Source organism: Amycolatopsis sp. lyj-346 (assembly GCF_046548975.1).
Lineage (GTDB): Bacteria > Actinomycetota > Actinomycetes > Mycobacteriales > Pseudonocardiaceae > Amycolatopsis.
Genome location: NZ_JAJPWT010000017.1, coordinates 130,770 through 146,054 on the forward strand (window position 1 = coordinate 130,770; position 15,285 = coordinate 146,054).

General features: G+C 72.3%; 11 protein-coding genes and 2 pseudogenes. 7 read left to right on the forward strand and 6 right to left on the reverse strand.

Features of this window, described 5'->3' with window-relative positions; genetic code table 11:
* Nucleotides 1-47 precede the first annotated feature (47 nt).
* Nucleotides 48-658 (forward strand): annotated as a pseudogene (locus tag ACLJQE_RS36240) (trypsin-like serine protease).
* Between the two features lie 87 nt (nt 659-745).
* Here ACLJQE_RS36240 and ACLJQE_RS36245 read toward each other — a convergent pair.
* Together ACLJQE_RS36245 and ACLJQE_RS36250 are read right to left on the reverse strand one after the other, a co-directional pair.
* A complete protein-coding gene (locus tag ACLJQE_RS36245) occupies nt 746-1,573 on the reverse strand; it encodes a hypothetical protein (RefSeq protein WP_410644069.1) in 828 nt (275 codons plus the stop codon).
* 175 nt (nt 1,574-1,748) lie between these two features.
* Entirely contained in the window at nt 1,749-2,396 is a 648-nt protein-coding gene (locus ACLJQE_RS36250) for a TetR/AcrR family transcriptional regulator (protein WP_410644071.1), read from the reverse strand.
* A gap of 84 nt (nt 2,397-2,480) precedes the next feature.
* On the opposite strand from ACLJQE_RS36250, the gene ACLJQE_RS36255 reads away from it, so the two are divergent.
* The 4 genes from ACLJQE_RS36255 to ACLJQE_RS36270 all read left to right on the forward strand — a co-directional run bounded on the left by ACLJQE_RS36255 (nt 2,481) and on the right by ACLJQE_RS36270 (nt 7,805).
* Nucleotides 2,481-4,187, forward strand: coding sequence for a TIGR03086 family metal-binding protein (locus ACLJQE_RS36255; RefSeq protein WP_410644072.1), 1,707 nt, complete (start codon nt 2,481-2,483; stop codon nt 4,185-4,187).
* 762 nt (nt 4,188-4,949) lie between these two features.
* Nucleotides 4,950-5,531 (forward strand): TetR/AcrR family transcriptional regulator, encoded by a 582-nt coding sequence (locus ACLJQE_RS36260; RefSeq protein ID WP_410644073.1) that lies wholly within the window; start codon nt 4,950-4,952, stop codon nt 5,529-5,531.
* Nucleotides 5,532-5,551: 20 nt separating this feature from the next.
* Nucleotides 5,552-6,733, forward strand: a complete 1,182-nt coding sequence (locus ACLJQE_RS36265) for a Glu/Leu/Phe/Val dehydrogenase dimerization domain-containing protein (RefSeq protein ID WP_410644074.1) — start codon at nt 5,552-5,554, stop codon at nt 6,731-6,733.
* Nucleotides 6,734-6,776: 43 nt separating this feature from the next.
* On the forward strand, nt 6,777-7,805 hold the full coding sequence (locus tag ACLJQE_RS36270) for an LLM class flavin-dependent oxidoreductase (RefSeq protein ID WP_410644075.1): 1,029 nt from the start codon (nt 6,777-6,779) through the stop codon (nt 7,803-7,805).
* On the opposite strand, the gene kstD is transcribed toward ACLJQE_RS36270, so the two are convergent.
* Both kstD and ACLJQE_RS36280 read right to left on the reverse strand, forming a co-directional pair.
* A complete protein-coding gene (kstD, locus tag ACLJQE_RS36275) occupies nt 7,802-9,526 on the reverse strand; it encodes a 3-oxosteroid 1-dehydrogenase (RefSeq protein ID WP_410644076.1) in 1,725 nt (574 codons plus the stop codon). The two genes, ACLJQE_RS36270 and kstD, sit on opposite strands and share 4 nt — an antisense overlap.
* 179 nt (nt 9,527-9,705) lie before the next feature.
* Nucleotides 9,706-10,896, reverse strand: a complete 1,191-nt coding sequence (locus ACLJQE_RS36280; protein WP_410644077.1) for a cytochrome P450 — start codon at nt 10,894-10,896, stop codon at nt 9,706-9,708.
* 200 nt (nt 10,897-11,096) lie between these two features.
* On the opposite strand from ACLJQE_RS36280, the gene ACLJQE_RS36285 reads away from it, so the two are divergent.
* Nucleotides 11,097-11,807, forward strand: a complete 711-nt coding sequence (locus tag ACLJQE_RS36285) for an SDR family oxidoreductase (RefSeq protein WP_410644078.1) — start codon at nt 11,097-11,099, stop codon at nt 11,805-11,807.
* Here the strand turns inward: ACLJQE_RS36285 and ACLJQE_RS36290 are convergent.
* Entirely contained in the window at nt 11,804-13,084 is a 1,281-nt protein-coding gene (locus tag ACLJQE_RS36290) for a 6-phospho-beta-glucosidase (protein ID WP_410644079.1), read from the reverse strand. The two genes, ACLJQE_RS36285 and ACLJQE_RS36290, sit on opposite strands and share 4 nt — an antisense overlap.
* 222 nt (nt 13,085-13,306) lie before the next feature.
* On the opposite strand from ACLJQE_RS36290, the gene ACLJQE_RS36295 reads away from it, so the two are divergent.
* Nucleotides 13,307-14,335: a carbohydrate kinase family protein gene (locus tag ACLJQE_RS36295; protein WP_410644080.1), complete on the forward strand. Its 1,029-nt coding sequence runs from the start codon at nt 13,307-13,309 to the stop codon at nt 14,333-14,335.
* A 27-nt stretch (nt 14,336-14,362) separates the two neighbouring features.
* On the opposite strand, the pseudogene ACLJQE_RS36300 reads toward ACLJQE_RS36295, so the two are convergent.
* Nucleotides 14,363-15,216, reverse strand: a pseudogene (locus tag ACLJQE_RS36300) (alpha/beta fold hydrolase).
* Between the last annotated feature and the right edge of the window lie 69 nt (nt 15,217-15,285).

Below are 15,285 nucleotides of genomic sequence, written 5' to 3' on the forward strand. Positions count from 1 at the left end.
TGCGGACCTCGCACGCTGCGGATACGGCAGTGCTGTGGTGCTGTGGAGTGGTGGCGACCAAGATTCCCCGCACCGCGCTGACGGCCGCGGCGGCGGTGCTGGCCCTGGGAACCGGCCTGGTCCTCGGCACCGGCACGACCGCCGACGACGCCTACGCCGCGGGCGCACCGTCCCCGGTCACCACGCCGGTCACCACCCCGCCCGCTCCGGCGAACCCCGCCGCGTCCCCGGTCGGAGCCCTGTTCGCGGACGGGAGCCACTTCTGCACGGCGAGCGTCGTGCACTCCGAGGCCGGCGATCTCGTCCTGACCGCCGCGCACTGCGTCCGGGACGGCATGACCTTCGCCCCGGGCTACCACGACGGCGTCACGCCGTTCGGGATGTGGACGGTGACCACCGGATCACCCTGACGGGCTACCCTGGCACGACCGGTTCCCCGGTGGTTTGCGACGGCGGCACCACGCGTTCCGGCCTCGATCAGCTGCGCGTGGCCTGCCCCGGTTTCCCCGACGGAACCAGCGGCGGCCCGTGGGTGACCGGCGGCGCCGTCATCGGCGTGATCGGCGGTCACCAGCTCGGCGGCGACACCCCGGACGTTTCCTACAGCGCGTATTTCGACGACGACATCGCCGAGTTGTACGCGTCGGCGACCGGCTAGCTCACCGGCTCGGTCGCCGGACGGCGACGCGAAACCGGGCCCGTGTCCCGGCGGTGGACACGAGCCCGGCTCCTCACTCGTGAACCCTCAGCAGGTCACGATGAGCCCGGTGACCGCCGAGCACGTCTTCGACGCGCTGTCGTTGGCGGGGTTGGGATCCGACGGCGAACTCGCCGTCCGCGTGGCGGTCGTGGTGTACGAACCGAGTGCGAGCAGGCCGCCGTTCACCGAGAACTTCGGCGTCACCGACGCGCCGCTGGCCAGCGAAGCGACGTCGCAGTTCACGGTCCGGGTGGTGCCGACGCGGACGCACCCGGCGCCACTGGCGAACGACAGACCCGCCGGATACGTGGCCACGACCCGGATTCCGGTCGCCGCGGACGGGCCGTTGTTCGTCACGGTGAGCGTGTAGTCGATGCGCGCGTTCAACCCGCCGTGCCCGGTGGCGCCCAGCGCGACCTTGACGTCGGCGTTGGTCACCGGGTTGCCGACCGTGATGACCGGGCCGGCGAAGGTCTCGAAGGAGTAGTTGTCGCCGACGAACTGGTGCTGCAGCGTGAACGGCCCCGGTGCCGCGGTGTCCTTGACGCGCAAGGTCCACACCGTGGTCTTCGTGCCGCCCGCCGCGAGGTCGCCGAACGCGGCGCGGTAGCTGTTCCCGGCCTGGAAGCAGCCGACCGCCGTCGTGTTGGTGCAGGAAACGACATCGACGACGTCGACGATCGCGGTCGGCGTGCCGTAAATGGCGCCCTTCGCGAAAGTCACCGTGAAATCGCGGTCGTTGTAAATGGTTTGCGTGATGGTGAATGTCTGTCCCGGCAGCACCGTGGTGGGACTGACTTCGACGGAACTGGTCGGCGTGGCCGCCTGCGCGGCGGGCGCGATTGCGATGAACGCCGTGGCCAATGCGGCCACCGAGGACAGGATCGTGGTCCGTCGCCAGCTTCTTTGCATAATCGTCATCTCGCTGTTCCAGTCCGGGGAATGCCGCTCTGACAGTTTGCGTAGGTCTTTGTGGACGGCCGACGCTGATCAGTCGTCACACTCCCGGAATTCGTTACCGCCATCCGGACGCGTTCCGGCGCGGCTGTCAGGACGGACGCCAGCGCCCGTTCATCTCACCGGGGCGCGGTGGTGGGCCCGGCAGGTCCGGGCCGTGCGCCGACAACCCCTCGACGAGCAGCGCGAGGTACCGGTGGCGCAGCTGCGCCGTGCGGTCCTCGTCGTCGACGCGGATGGCGGCGCAGCATTCGAGGATCATGCCGATGTCCTCGGCGACGGCGTCCGGGCGCAGGCGGCCGGTTTCGTGCGCCCGCTCGACCAGCTGCTTCGTCAGCTCGCCCGCCCGCCGCGCGTCCCGCCCCATCTCGGGGGTCGGGGTGAACGTGCCGGCCAGGTGGACGGTCAGGGAGTGCACGTCGAGTTCGACGACCCGGGCGAGGAACCCGGTCAGCGCCGTCCAACCGTCCGGCTCCTCCGCGGCGACTTCGGCCTCGCCGATGTACATGAGGAGCCCGTCGTGGCAGATGCGGCAGAGCAGGGCCTCCTTGCTCGGGTACCGGCGGTAGAGCGCGCTGATGCCGACGCCGGCGCGTTCGGCGACCTGCGAGATCGGCGCCTTCGGATCGCCGAGGAAGACGTGGCGGGCGGCGTCGAGGATGACGATGTTGTTGCGGGCGGCCTGGCCGCGGCGGCCGGGCAGGGCGGTGTCGGCCTGGGGCGTGGCTGTCTCGGACATGGACCGAGATTACCACTGGAACGGATCGTTCCGGTCTGATACAGTTCGGAACGAAGCATTCCGTTCCTATCCGAGGAGCCAGTCGTGACGGTCCCCGCCCTCCGCCCGTTCCGCGTCGAGATCCCGCAGTCCGCCCTCGACGACCTGGAGAACCGCCTGCGCGGGGCGCTGTGGCCGGACGATCTGCCCGCCGAGTACGGCGTCACGAACGAGCGGGTCCGCGCGCTGGCCGAGTACTGGCTGGAGAAGTTCGACTGGCGGGCGTTCGAAGCGCGGCTCAACGCGTACCCGCAGTTCGTCACGGAGATCGACGGCGAGTCGATCCACTTCCTGCACGTCCGCTCGTCCCGGCCCGACGCGACGCCGCTGGTGCTGACCCACGGCTGGCCGGGCTCGATCGTCGAGTACCTGGACGTGATCGGCCCGCTGACCGAGCCGGCGTCGGCGGCGGAGCCGGCGTTCCACCTGGTCATCCCGTCCCTGCCGGGCTTCGGCTTCTCGGGCCCGACCCGCTCGGCGGGCTGGGGCACCGACCGCACGGCGGCGGCGTGGACCGAGCTGATGAGCCGCCTGGGTTACGAGAAGTACGGCGCGGTGGGCAACGACGCAGGGTCGATGATCTCACCGGAGATCGGCAGGCTCGCGCCGGAGAAGGTCGTCGGCGTGCACGTCACGCAGCTGTTCTCCTTCCCGTCCGGCGACCCGGCCGAGATGGCGGACCTGAGCGAAGCCGACCAGGCCGCGCTCACGCACCTGCAGTGGTTCTACGAGAACATGTTCTCCTTCAACACCCTGCACAGCCAGCAGCCGCACACGCTGGCGTTCGCGCTGGCGGACTCGCCGCTGGGCCTGCTGGCGTGGAACGCCCAGCTGTTCGGCGAGCACCTGGACGCGGAGTTCGTGCTGGCGAACGTGGCGCTGTACTGGCTGACCCGCACCGGCGGCTCGTCGATCCGCTTCTACTACGAGAACGCGAAGGCGACGTCGCACCCGGAGGGCCCGACGACGGTCCCGACGGCCTTGGCGATGTTCGCGGGCGACTTCCAGTCGATCCGCCGTTTCGCCGAGCGCGACCACGCGAACATCGTCGGCTGGAACTCCTACGACGTGACGTCCGGCAGCGGCGATTCCCGCGACGCGGCGGGCCACTACGCGGCCCACGAGGCCACGGACGTCCTGGTGGGCGACATCCGCCAGTTCTTCGCCGGCCTGAACCGCGGCTCGTCCTGGCCGATCCTCGAGGCGGCCCACGCGGCACTGCGGTCGGCGATCGCGGGCGTCACGGACTGGTCGGCCCCGACGCCGTGCGCGGAGTGGAACGTCACCCAGGTCCTCCAGCACGCGGCGGGCGACCAGCTGGGTTACGCGGCGGCGATCACCGGAACGGGCGGCCCGGACTTCAACCCGTTCGCCCCGTCGGGCGAGCTCCCGGCCCCGGCACCGGAGTACCTGGAGCCCACACTGGCAGCAGCGGCGGCGGCGTTCGCCACGGTGCCCGCCGACGCGGCGGAGGTCCCGACGCCCCTGCCCCAGGGAGCCCTCCCGGCCCTGGTGGCAGCAGGAGCGGCAGCCCTCGACGCGGCGGTCCACGCATGGGACATCGCGAAGGCAACGGGCCAGGAGTCCCCGCTGACCCCGGCGCTGGCCGAGCAGCTCCTCCCGATCGCCCACCAGCTGGCCGAACCTCTGCGCGGCTTCGCCTACGCCCCGGCCCTGGAAACTTCCCCGGACGACGACGCAGTCACGACGCTGCTCCGCTACCTGGGCCGCAATCCCCTGTGGACGGCCTGAGGCCAGAGCCAGAGGTGCCAGGACGAGAGGTACCGGGAGCGCCGGGAGCCGCATCGCGGCCCCGGCGCTCCGGCGCGCACGGGGCAGTCCCGACCCCTGGCCCGGCGAGCGAGCAGTCCCAACCCGGTACCCCGGCCACTCGCCCACACCCCCACTCCCCCACACCCCCACACCCCCACCACCCCGACCCACCTGGCCTCCTGCGCCGCCAGCCGACCAACCAGACCCACCCGGCACTCATGCCCCGGGCCACCAGCCGGGCCCGCCCAGCCTTGCCGCCCCACAACCGAACCCCTCGCCGCCAACCGCCCCGGCGGCCCGCCAGCCGGATCCCGCCCTGGGCCACCGGCCCACCACCCGGGCTGCCCACCAGCAGCCGAAACCCGCCGCTGGCCAGGGCCGCCCGCCGCCCGGTACTGCGGGCCCGCTCCCAGGCAGATCCGCCGGCCGCCAGGATTTCCGCTGTCGACATCTCGATTCGCGGCCGGCGTCGAGTGACCTCCCCGGCATCCCGGCTCCGATGCCACCGAGGCCACCGAGGCCACCGAGGCCACCGAGGCCACCGCACCGCCGCCCGAGCTCCCGGCAGCCGGCCCCTCCGGCCGCCGCAGGCCTCCCGCCACCGGTGCCCCGATTCGGCTCCGGCCACCTCGACCCCCACCGAAACCCAGCCGCTCACCTGCGGTCCTGACTGTCCGCACAGGCCGAGGAACCCACATTCGGCGCCTCCCGTCGCCTCCGTCCCCTCGGTACGGTGGCCGCATGATGCGGAAGGCGGTCGCCGTGCGGCGGGAGGAGATCGTGGGGGCCGCTCTGCAGCAGATTCGCGCTCGGGGCATTGCCGGCGTGCGGGCCGCCGATGTCGCGCGGTCACTCGATGTCAGCACCGCGCTGATCTTCTACCACTTCGGGACCCTCGAAACGCTCGTCATCGAAGCCTTCCGGCAGGCCGCCGAGCACGAACTGCAGAAACTGAACGACGAGCTCGGCAAAAGCGGCCCCGCCGAGAAGCGGCTGCGGGCCGTGCTCGCCCTGTACGGGCCCACGAAACCCGACAGCTGGCAGCTGTGGATCGAGGCCGGGGCCGCGGCCATGCGGGACGCCGCCCTGCGGGCCGTGCTGCAGCGGCTGGACCTGCGGTGGCGGGATGCCGTCGTGGCGCTGATCGCGGAGGGTGTCGGGGCCGGGACCTTCCGGTGCCCCGATCCACACGGCGCCGCGTGGCGGCTGACCGCCTTGCTCGACGGGCTCGCCGTCCAGGTCGTCGCCCGGCAGGGCACCGTCACCGCCGGGGACTGCACGCGGTGGGTCGAGCAGGCGATGGCGTACGAGCTCGGATGTTGACCGGGGGATCAGGAGGGGCGATGACCGACACAGCCTTGCTCGAAGTGGCGTGGACCGATCCGGTCACCGGGTGCCGCGGGTACCTGGTGATCGACCGGCTCGTGCGGGGCGTGGCCAGCGGGGGCCTGCGGATGCGCCGCGGCTGCTCGCTGTTCGAAGTCCGCGGGCTGGCCAGGGGCATGACGCTCAAGGAAGGCCTCAACTACGACCCGGACGGCCGGTACATCCCCCTCGGCGGCGCCAAGGGCGGTATCGACTTCGACCCCTACGACGAGCGCGCCCGCGACGTCGTCGCCCGGTACCTGCACGCCATGCGGCCGCTCATCGAGCAGTACTGGACCATGGGCGAGGACCTGGGGCTGCGGCAGGACGTCATCGACGGCGTCATCGCCGAGATCGGCCTGCTCAGCCCGGTGCAGGCCATCTACCCGCTGCTCGAAGACCGCGAGGCGGCGACCGCCCGGCTGGCGGACGCCTTCCGGATCGAAGTCGGCGGGCTGGGGCTCGACGAACTGGTCGGCGGCCTCGGCGTCGCGCAAGCCACGCTCACCGGGCTCGAAATGCTCGGCCTGGACAACGAAGGCAACCGGCCGCACCGCGTCGTGCTGCAGGGTTTCGGCGCGATGGGCGGGGCCACCGCCCGCTTCCTCGCCGACGCCGGGCTGCGCGTGGTCGGCGTCTCGGACGTCCGCGGGGTCGTCGCCAACCCGGACGGGCTCGACGTCGAGCACCTGCTGCGCCACCGCGACCGCTTCGGCGGCATCGACCGCGACAACCTCAAGCCCGGTGACGAGCTCCTGCCGCCGGAAGCGTGGCTGGACGTGCCGGCCGAGGTGCTGGTGCCGGCGGCGATCTCGTACTGCGTCGACGCCGACAACCAGGCCAAGATCGGCGCGAAACTGATCGTCGAAGCCGCGAACCTGCCGGTCACCCCGGACGCCGAGGAGCTCCTCGACGCCCGCGGCATCCGCGTGGTGCCGGACTTCGTCGCCAACTCGGCGACCAACTCGTGGTGGTGGTGGACGCTGTTCGGCGACGTCGGCGCGGATGCCGAGGAGGCGTTCGGCAAGGTCCGCGCCCGGATGCGCACCCTGGTGACCAGCGTGTTCGAAGTCGCCACCCTCGATGGCCTGAGCCTCCGCGCCGCCGCGCTGCAGCTGTCGGAGAAGAACCTCGAGGCCATTCACGCCCGCTTCGGCTGAGGACCGGGGGAACGAAACGGTCCCGAAGATAGTTGAGCGTTGTATGAAACTCGGCATCTACAGCTTCGGCGACCGCGCGCCGGACCCGCGCACCGGCGAACAGCCCACCGTCGCGCAGACGCTGGCCAACACCCTCGAGCGGATCAAGCTCGCCGACGAGCTGGGCCTCGGCTTCTACGGCCTCGGCGAGCACCACCTCGACCAGTACGCGATCTCCCATCCCGGCACCGTGCTGGCCGCCGCCGCGAGCGTCACGAACCAGATCACCCTCAGCTCCGCCGTCACCGTGTTGAGCACCGAGGACCCGGTCCGCCTCTACCAGCAGTTCACCACGCTCGACCAGCTCAGCCACGGCCGCGCCGAGCTGCTCGCCGGCCGCGGGTCGTTCACCGAGTCGTTCCCGCTGTTCGGCAACGACCTCGGCGACTACGACGAGCTCTTCGAGGAGAAGCTCGCCCTGCTGCTGCACATCGACCGCGAGGACCCGCTGACGTGGTCCGGCAAGTTCCGCCCGCCGCTGGAGAACGCCCGGATCCTGCCCCGGCCGTACGGCAGGCGCCTGCGCATCTCGGTCGGCACCGGCGGCAACCCCGAGTCGTCGATCCGCGCCGGGCTGCTCGGCCTGCCGGTGGTGTACGCGGTGATCGGCGGCCGGCCGGAGCGCTTCGCCCCGCTCGTCGACCTCTACCGCCAGGCCGGCGAGGCCGGTGAACAGGACCCCGCGGACCTGCACGTCACGATGGGCGCGATCGGCTTCATCGCCGAGAAGTCCCAGGAGGCCAAGGAAACCTTCTATCCGTATTGGCTCGAGACGATGAAGTACGGCGCCCGCGCCCGCGGCTGGGCGGTCCCGACCCGCGCGGAGTACGACGAGTACACCCGCGACGCGCAGGCGCTGTTCGTCGGCAGCTCCCAGGAGATCGCCGAACGCCTGATCGCGGTCGGCAAGCTCACCGGCGCGGACCGGTACGCCATGCAGATGGACTGGTCCGGCGTGCCGCACGCCGAGGTCATGCGCGCGATCGAACTGCTCGGCACCGAGGTGCTTCCGCTGGTGCAAAAGGAGTTCTAAACATCGTTCGCGGCGATGTAGCCGAACGTCATCGCGGGGCCGATGGTCGACCCTGCGCCGGCGTAGCTGTGCCCCATCACCGCCGCGCTCGCGTTGCCCGCCGCGTACAGGCCGCGGATCACCGAGCCGTCCGGGCGGAGCACCCGGGCCCTGGCGTCCGTGCGCATGCCGCCCTTCGTGCCGAGGTCGCCGGGGACGAGCCGCAGCGCGTAGTACGGCGGGGCCCACAGCGGCGCCAGGCAGGAGTTCGGCGACACCGACGGATCCGTGTAGTAGTGGTCGTACGCGCTCGCGCCGCGGTGGAATTCGCTGTCGACGCCGGACCGGGCGAACCCGTTGAAGCGGTCCACAGTGGACTTCAGGGCCGCCTGCGGCACGCCGATCTGCGCGGCGAGGCCCTGGACGGTCGAGGCCTTGAAGACCGCGCCGCCGGCGTACCAGGCGTCCGGGAACGGCAGCAGCGGCAGGATGTCGCGGAACAGGTACCGGTTGCGGTAGTTCTGGTCGACGATCAGCCACGCCGGGATGTCCGGCGCCGACGGGTTCTTGTCGTACATGGTGTGCACGACGTCGCCGTAGGGCGCGGCTTCGTTGACGAACCGCTGCCCGGCCTGGTTCACGATCAGCCCGCCGGGCAGGGTGCGTTCGGCCAGGCAGAAGTACGGGTCGCCGGGGGTCGGGATGGCCGGGCCCCACCAGGCGTCGTCCATCAGGTCGAGGGCGGCGCCGGCGCGCTGCCCGGCGCGGTGGCCGTCGCCGGTGTTCTCCTTCGCGCCGACCGCCCAGTCGGTGCCGATCGGCTGCCGCTGGTACTGCGCGCGCATCGCGGCGTTGTGCTCGAACCCGCCGGAGCCGACGATCACGCCGCGCCGCGCCCGCACCAGCCCCTGCGGCGTCACGACACCGGTGACCGCGCCGTTTTCCACGTTCAGGTCGACGAGCGGGGTGTTCAGCAGCACCGGCACGTTCGCCCGCTGCAGGCCCACGCGCAGGGCGGCGGCGAGCGACTGGCCCATGGTGAGCGGCTTCTGCCCGGCCAGCGCGGCGGCCGTGCCGCGGGCGAGGCACTCGGCGGCGACCGCGGCACCCTTGGCGTTCACCGCGGCCAGGTTCAGCCACTTGTAGTCGGCGCTGAAGACGACGAGCCCGGGCGGCGTGGCGAGGTAGGGCGGGTTCAGGTTGGCCAGTTCGGCACCCAGCAGGTTCCCGTCGAACTGGTCCGGCTCGATCGACCGGCCGTTCGGCAGCCCGCCGGGGAGCTCCGGGTAGTAGTCGCTGTAGCCCGCCATGAAGCGGAAGCGCAGCGGGCTGTTCGCCATGACGAACGCGATCATCGCCGGGCCGTGGCGCAGGAAGGCCTCCTGCCGCGCGGCCGGCACTTCCGGGCCGACGACGGCAGCGAGGTACTGCGCGGCCTTCGCGGGCGTGTCCGGCACGCCGGCGGCGAGCAGCACCTGGTTGTTGGGGATCCAGATGCCGGCGCCGCTGCGGGCGGCGGACCCGCCGAAGGTCGGCGCCTTCTCGAGCACCACGACGCTCAGCCCGCGCTTGGCCGCGGTGAGGGCCGCGGTCATGCCCGCCGCACCGGAGCCGACCACGACGACGTCGTACTCCGCCAACGGCGCCGCGGCGGCCGGGGACGCGAGCCCGGCCGTCACGGCGAGGCCGGCGCCCGCGGCGGTGCCGCGGAGGAGCTGACGGCGGGTCAGGTCGGCATCCATGGCGACTCCTCGCTCGCGGGAACGGCGAGGTCATGATTTCGGGAGCACGGCAGAACTGGAACAGGTTCTACCCGAGTGGAGCAGTGCCGGACCGGACCGCTCGGCCGGTGGCGCCAACCGGACGCGGCATTCGGCGCAAGTGCGCGAGCAGTCGGCTTCGCGACCTCAGGCGCATTTACTCAGGCCTTCCAGGTCACCGGCACCTCTTCGGGCCCGCGCACCGACAGCGGCGGCCGCCAGGTGACGGCCTCCGCCGGTACCGCCAGGTCCAGGCCGGGCAGCCGGTCGACCAGCGCCCGCAGGGCGATCTCGCCCTCCAGCCGGGCCAGCGCCGCACCCAGGCAGAAGTGGATGCCGTGCCCGAAGCCGAGCTGCGGGGCGTCCTTGCGGCGGATGTCGAACTCGGTCGCCGCCGGGAACACGTTCTCGTCGCGGTTGGCCGCTCCGACATGGGCCAGCACCGCCTCGCCGCGGCGCACGAGCACCCCGCTCAGCTCGACGTCCTCGAGGGCCACGCGCAGCAGCGACGAGTCGACCGGGCCGTCGTAGCGCATGATCTCCTCGATCGCGCCCGGCGTCAGGGCGGGATCGGCGCGCAGCGCGGCCAGCTGTTCCGGGTGCCGGCACAGCAGGACGACGCCGCACCCGATCAGGCTGACCGTCGTCTCGTGCCCGGCGAGCAGCAGCTGCGTGGCGAGGTCGATCAGCTCCGGCTCGGTGAGCCGGTCGCCGTCCTCGTCGCGGGCGTGCACGAGCGCGCTCAGGAAGTCGCCCGCGGGGTGGGCCCGCTTCTCCGCCACCAGCGCGGCCATGTCGTCGGCGCCGTCGCGGCGGGCCTGCTCGACGTCGGCGGGCGCGTGCTGCATCGGCGTCACGATCACCCGCGACCACTGGCGAAACCGCTCGCGGCCGGCGAACGGGACGCCGAGCAGCTCGCACATGACGGCGGTCGGCAGCGGGAAGGCGAACTCCTCGACCAGGTCCGCCGGCGGGCCGTTGGCGATCATCGCCGCCAGGAGCCCGTCGGCGATCTCCTGGATCCGGGGCCGGAACGCGGCGATCCGGCGGACGGTGAACGCCTGCGCCGACAGCCGCCGCAGGCGGGTGTGGTCCGGCGGGTCCATGTTCAGGATGCTGTGCTCGCCGGTCGAGAAGTCACCCGGTTCGATGAGGCACGGCGCGCCCGGGTACAGCAGGTTGCGGCTGAACCGCGGATCGGAGAAGACCGTGCGGACGTCGTCGTAGCGCGTCACCAGCCAGCCTTCGTGCCCGCTGGGGAACGCGATCCGGGACACCGGCGGGTGCCCGGCGTAGATCGCCCCCATCGGGACGGCGGGGTGGTCCTTCTCGGCGGGATACACAGCGGTCATGCCGCCGATGATGGGCGCCGCTCCCGTCGTCGCGGAAGGCGCAACAGCGCGGGAAACCCGTCCGGACGCCGGAAACCGCCCGGACGGCCGCACGGCCGGACCACGAGTTGTCCTTTGTGGACACAAAGAGCAAGTTGACGGCATCCTCAACTTGTGGCTAAGTTGAGGATGTACTCAAGTTCGCTACGAGGAGGTTCCCCTTGCCGAAAGTGCTCGCCGTCCTGGGCGTCGGTCCCGGGCTCGGCCTGTCGATCGCCCGCCGCTTCGGCCGCGAAGGCTTCACGACCGCGCTGGTTTCCCGCACCGACACCCGGCACGCGGCTTACCGCGCGTCGCTGGACGGCGTCAACGCCCCCACCTACACGGCCGACGTGACCGACGAAGCCCAGCTCCGCGACGTGCTCGTCCGCATCACGGCCGACGCCGGGGAGATCGACACGGTGTACTTCGGGCCGGCCGACGCCACGTCTGGCCCGGGCATCACGCCGATCACCGAAGCCGGCGCCGGCACCCTGCGCGCGTCGTTCGATTCCGTGGTGCTCCCGGCGGCGAAACTCGTCGAAGCCGTGCTGCCGGGTCTGCTGGCCCGCGGCTCGGGTTCGCTGCTGTTCGCCGGCGGCCTGAGCGGCAAGTACCCGATGCCGATGCTCGGCAGCCTCGCCCCGGCGTCGGCGGCACTGCGGATGTACGTGCTCACGCTGCACGCGGCCCTGCGGGAAACCGGCGTGCACGCGGGCCTCCTGACCATCGGCGGCCTCATCGAGCGCGGCGACATCCACCGCGTGTTCACCGCGCAGGACCACGGCTTCACCGTGGGCACGCTCGATCCGGACGACATCGCGGACACGGCGTGGGAGCTCTACACCGAGCGCGAAGCCGAAGCGGAGTTCAACGCGATGGCGGCGGTCTAAGCGAGGTAGGCGAGTTCCGGGTGCGCGGCGACGTAGGCGTCGAGCAGCCGCCGCGCGACCGGCACCGAGCCGACCAGCGGGTGCAGCGCGAACGCCCGCAGCGCCGCCGCCCGCGAACCCGTCGTCGCGGCCTCGATCGCTGCCCGCTCGACGGCCTTGACCGTCGTCACCAGGCCCAGTGCGTGGTCCGCCAGTGGCGCGGCGGCGATCGGGCGTGCACCGCCGGTGCCGACGGTGCACGGCACCTCGACGACCGCGTCACCCGGCACGCCCGGCAGCGCGGAACCGTTGCGGACGTTGAGGATCAGCGTCGTGCGCTCGCCGTGCGCGAGGGCGCGCATCAACGCCAGCGCGACCTTCTCGTAGCCGCCGCCTTCGAGATCGTCACGTTCGCCCTCGCGCGTCTCGGCCATGTACGTCGCTTCGCGCTCCAAGCGCGTGCGTTCCCACGACGCCAGCGAAGGGTCCGCGTAGAACCCGCGTTGCTGCTCCAGCAGGAACGCCCCGCGCGACGCCGAACCGGCGGCCTCGCGGGCGAAGTAGTAGTAGTGCAGGTATTCGTTGGGGATCGCGCCGAGCGTGCGCAGCCAGTCCGCGCCGAAGAGCTTGCCCTCCTCGAACGACTCGCACGCGGCGGGGTCGGCGAGCAGCCGCGGCAGGAGGTCCTCGCCGCCGGCGCGGACCGAGCGGAGCCAGCCGAGGTGGTTGAGTCCCGCGTAGTCGAAGCGCGCCGCCGCCGCGTCGATCCCGAGGGCCCGGGCGACGCGGCGGCACAACCCGGCCGGGGAGTCGCAGATGCCGATCACCCGGCCGCCGAGGTGCGCGGCCATCGCTTCGGTGACCATCCCGGCGGGGTTGGTGAAGTTGATGACCCACGCGCGCGGCGCCAGCTCGCCGACCAGCCGCGCGAGGGCGACCGCGACCGGGACCGTCCGCAGCCCGAAGGCGATCCCGCCCGCGCCCGCCGTTTCCTGGCCCAGCACGCCTTCCGCGTGCGCGATCTGCTCGTCCAGCCGCCGTCCGCGCAGGCCGCCGACGCGGACGGCCGAGAACACGAAGTCCACATCGGACACCGCGGCGGCGAGATCGGTGGTGGTGCGCACCCGCGGTGCGCCCGCCGCACCGGCGGCCTGCTCGGCCAGTACCCGTTCGATCGCCGCGAGGCGCCCGGCGTCGACGTCGTGCAGGACGAGCTCGGTGACATCGCCGCCGTCCAGCAGCGCCCCGTGCACCAGCGGCACGCGGAATCCGCCGCCGCCGAGGATCGTCAGCCTCATCGCGGGGCACTTCCCTCGAGGGGATGACCCACCAGGTTTTCCGGGGGTCCGGGTGGCGGAGCCCCCGGCCCGGAGCGACGCTCCGAATGACAGCCGTGCCGCATCCGGCGACCTTAGCAGCCGGAACCACGCAATCCGTGCCTCGAACGGGCGGGCTCTTGCGATTCTCGCGCCGCTGACGCAGGCTCGGGCCACCGTGACGTGATCGGAGTGGAGGTGCCCGTGCCGGCTGAGCCCGCACCCGAAACCGAGGTGTTCCTGTCCGGCCTGCTGTTCTTCGACCTGGTCTTCACCGGGCTCGAACACCCGCCGGCCCCGGGCACGGAGGTGTGGACGGGCGGCATGGGCTCGGGACCGGGCGGGATCGCGAACTTCGCCGTCGCGCTGAGCCGGCTCGGCCTGCGGACGTCGCTGGCGGCGGCGTTCGGCACCGACGTCTACGGGCGCTACTGCTGGGACGTGCTGGCCCGGCAGGAGCACATCGACCTGTCGCGGTCGCGGCGGTTCCCGGAGTGGCACTCCCCGGTGACGGTCTCGCTGGCCTACGCCGGCGACCGCGCGATGATCACCCACGGCCACCCGCCACCCGTCCCGGTCGCGGAACTCGCCGGTTCGCCGCCGGCGAGCCGCGCGACGGTGGCGCACATCGGCCTCGACACGGCCGAGTGGGTCCACACCGCGCACCAGTCGGGCAGCCTGGTCTTCGCCGACGTCGGCTGGGACCCGTCCGAGGCCTGGTCGCCCGCGCTGCTGGAGCAGCTGGCGTGCTGCCACGCGTTCCTGCCGAACGAGGTCGAAGCCCTGCGCTACACCCGCACGGACACCCCCGAGGCGGCGCTGTCCAGGCTGGCGGAGCTGGTCCCGATCGCGGTGATCACCCGCGGCGGCGAGGGCGTGCTGGCGGTGGACGGGACGACCGGCGAGACGGCGGCGGTCCCGGCCCTCCCGGTCGACGTGCTGGACGCCACCGGCGCGGGCGACGTGTTCGGCGCCGGCTTCGTGGCCGCGACGCTGACGGGCTGGCCGCTGGTGGAGCGGTTGCGGTTCGCGTGCCTCACCGCGAGCCTGTCGGTCCAGCACTTCGGCGGCGCGCTGGCGGCGCCGGGCTGGCACGAGATCGGGCAGTGGCACGCGCGGACCCGCAGCCCGGAGTACGCCTTCCTGGACGACGTGCTGCCGTCGGAGACGGTGGCGGGGATCCGCCGCGGCCCGGTGACCCTCGGCTTCGGCGACGACGACGGCTGGCACTGACCGGGAACCCGGTCGCGGAAAGCGCATTCAGCCGGGCAGCACCCGTCCCAGGAAGCCGCGGAGGTACCCGGCGATGGCGTCCAGGTGCGTTTCCAGCGCGAAATGGCCGGAATCGAGCAGGTGGATTTCGGCGTCGGGCAGATCGCGGGCGTAGGCGCGCGCCCCGTCGGCGACGAAGATTTCGTCGTTGCCGCCCCAGACCGCGAGCAGCGGCACCCGGCTCGTCGGAAGTATTCGTGGAACTCCGGGTACCGGCCGATGTTGTGGTGGTAGTCCGCGAGCAGCGCCTGCTGGATCGCCGCGGCACCGGGCCGGTCCAGCAGCGCCTGGTCGTGGATCCAGACGTCCGGGCTGACCAGTGAGGGGTCGGGCACGCCGTCGAGGTACTGCGCCTTGGTGGCCTCGAGGGTGACCATGCCGCGCAGGTCGTCGCCGGTCAGCGTGCCGGCGGCCAGCTTCTGCGGCAGCCCGGCGCCCAGGCCGTCGACGTAGGCGTTGCCGTTCTGCGTGACGATCGCTGTCACCCGATCGGGGTGCGCGGCCGCGATCCGCAGGCCCACCGGCGCACCGAAGTCCTGGATGTAGAGCGCGAAGCGGCCCAGGCCGATCCGGTCGAGCAGGCCGAGCGTGAGTTCGGCGAGCACGTCGAAGGTGTAGGCGAAGCTGCCGGCCGCCGGCGCGTCGGACGCGCCCGAGCCCAGGTAGTCCGGCGCGACGACGTGGTAGCGGTCGGCCAGCGCCGGGATGAGGTGCCGGAACATGTGCGAGCTCGTCGGGAACCCGTGGAGCAGCACGATCGTGGGCGCGCCGGCGGGCCCGGCCTCCCGGTAGAACAGCCGGTGCCCGGCGACGGTGGCGTAGCGGTGATGCACGGTGACCACGGTGTTCTCCTCGCGTCTCATGGTTACTTTTATAGTTATCCATGAGACGGAGTAGGCTGTCAACCGTCG

Excerpts from the sequence above, each read along its gene's own strand:
- ACLJQE_RS36250 (WP_410644071.1), bottom strand. The coding sequence starts at position 2,396 with ATGTCCGAGACAGCCACGCCCCAGGCCGACACCGCCCTGCCCGGCCGC.
- ACLJQE_RS36260 (WP_410644073.1), top strand. The coding sequence starts at position 4,950 with ATGATGCGGAAGGCGGTCGCCGTGCGGCGGGAGGAGATCGTGGGGGCC.
- ACLJQE_RS36265 (WP_410644074.1), top strand. The coding sequence starts at position 5,552 with ATGACCGACACAGCCTTGCTCGAAGTGGCGTGGACCGATCCGGTCACC.
- ACLJQE_RS36270 (WP_410644075.1), top strand. The coding sequence starts at position 6,777 with ATGAAACTCGGCATCTACAGCTTCGGCGACCGCGCGCCGGACCCGCGC.
- kstD (WP_410644076.1), bottom strand. The coding sequence starts at position 9,526 with ATGGATGCCGACCTGACCCGCCGTCAGCTCCTCCGCGGCACCGCCGCG.
- ACLJQE_RS36280 (WP_410644077.1), bottom strand. The coding sequence starts at position 10,896 with ATGACCGCTGTGTATCCCGCCGAGAAGGACCACCCCGCCGTCCCGATG.
- ACLJQE_RS36290 (WP_410644079.1), bottom strand. The coding sequence starts at position 13,084 with ATGAGGCTGACGATCCTCGGCGGCGGCGGATTCCGCGTGCCGCTGGTG.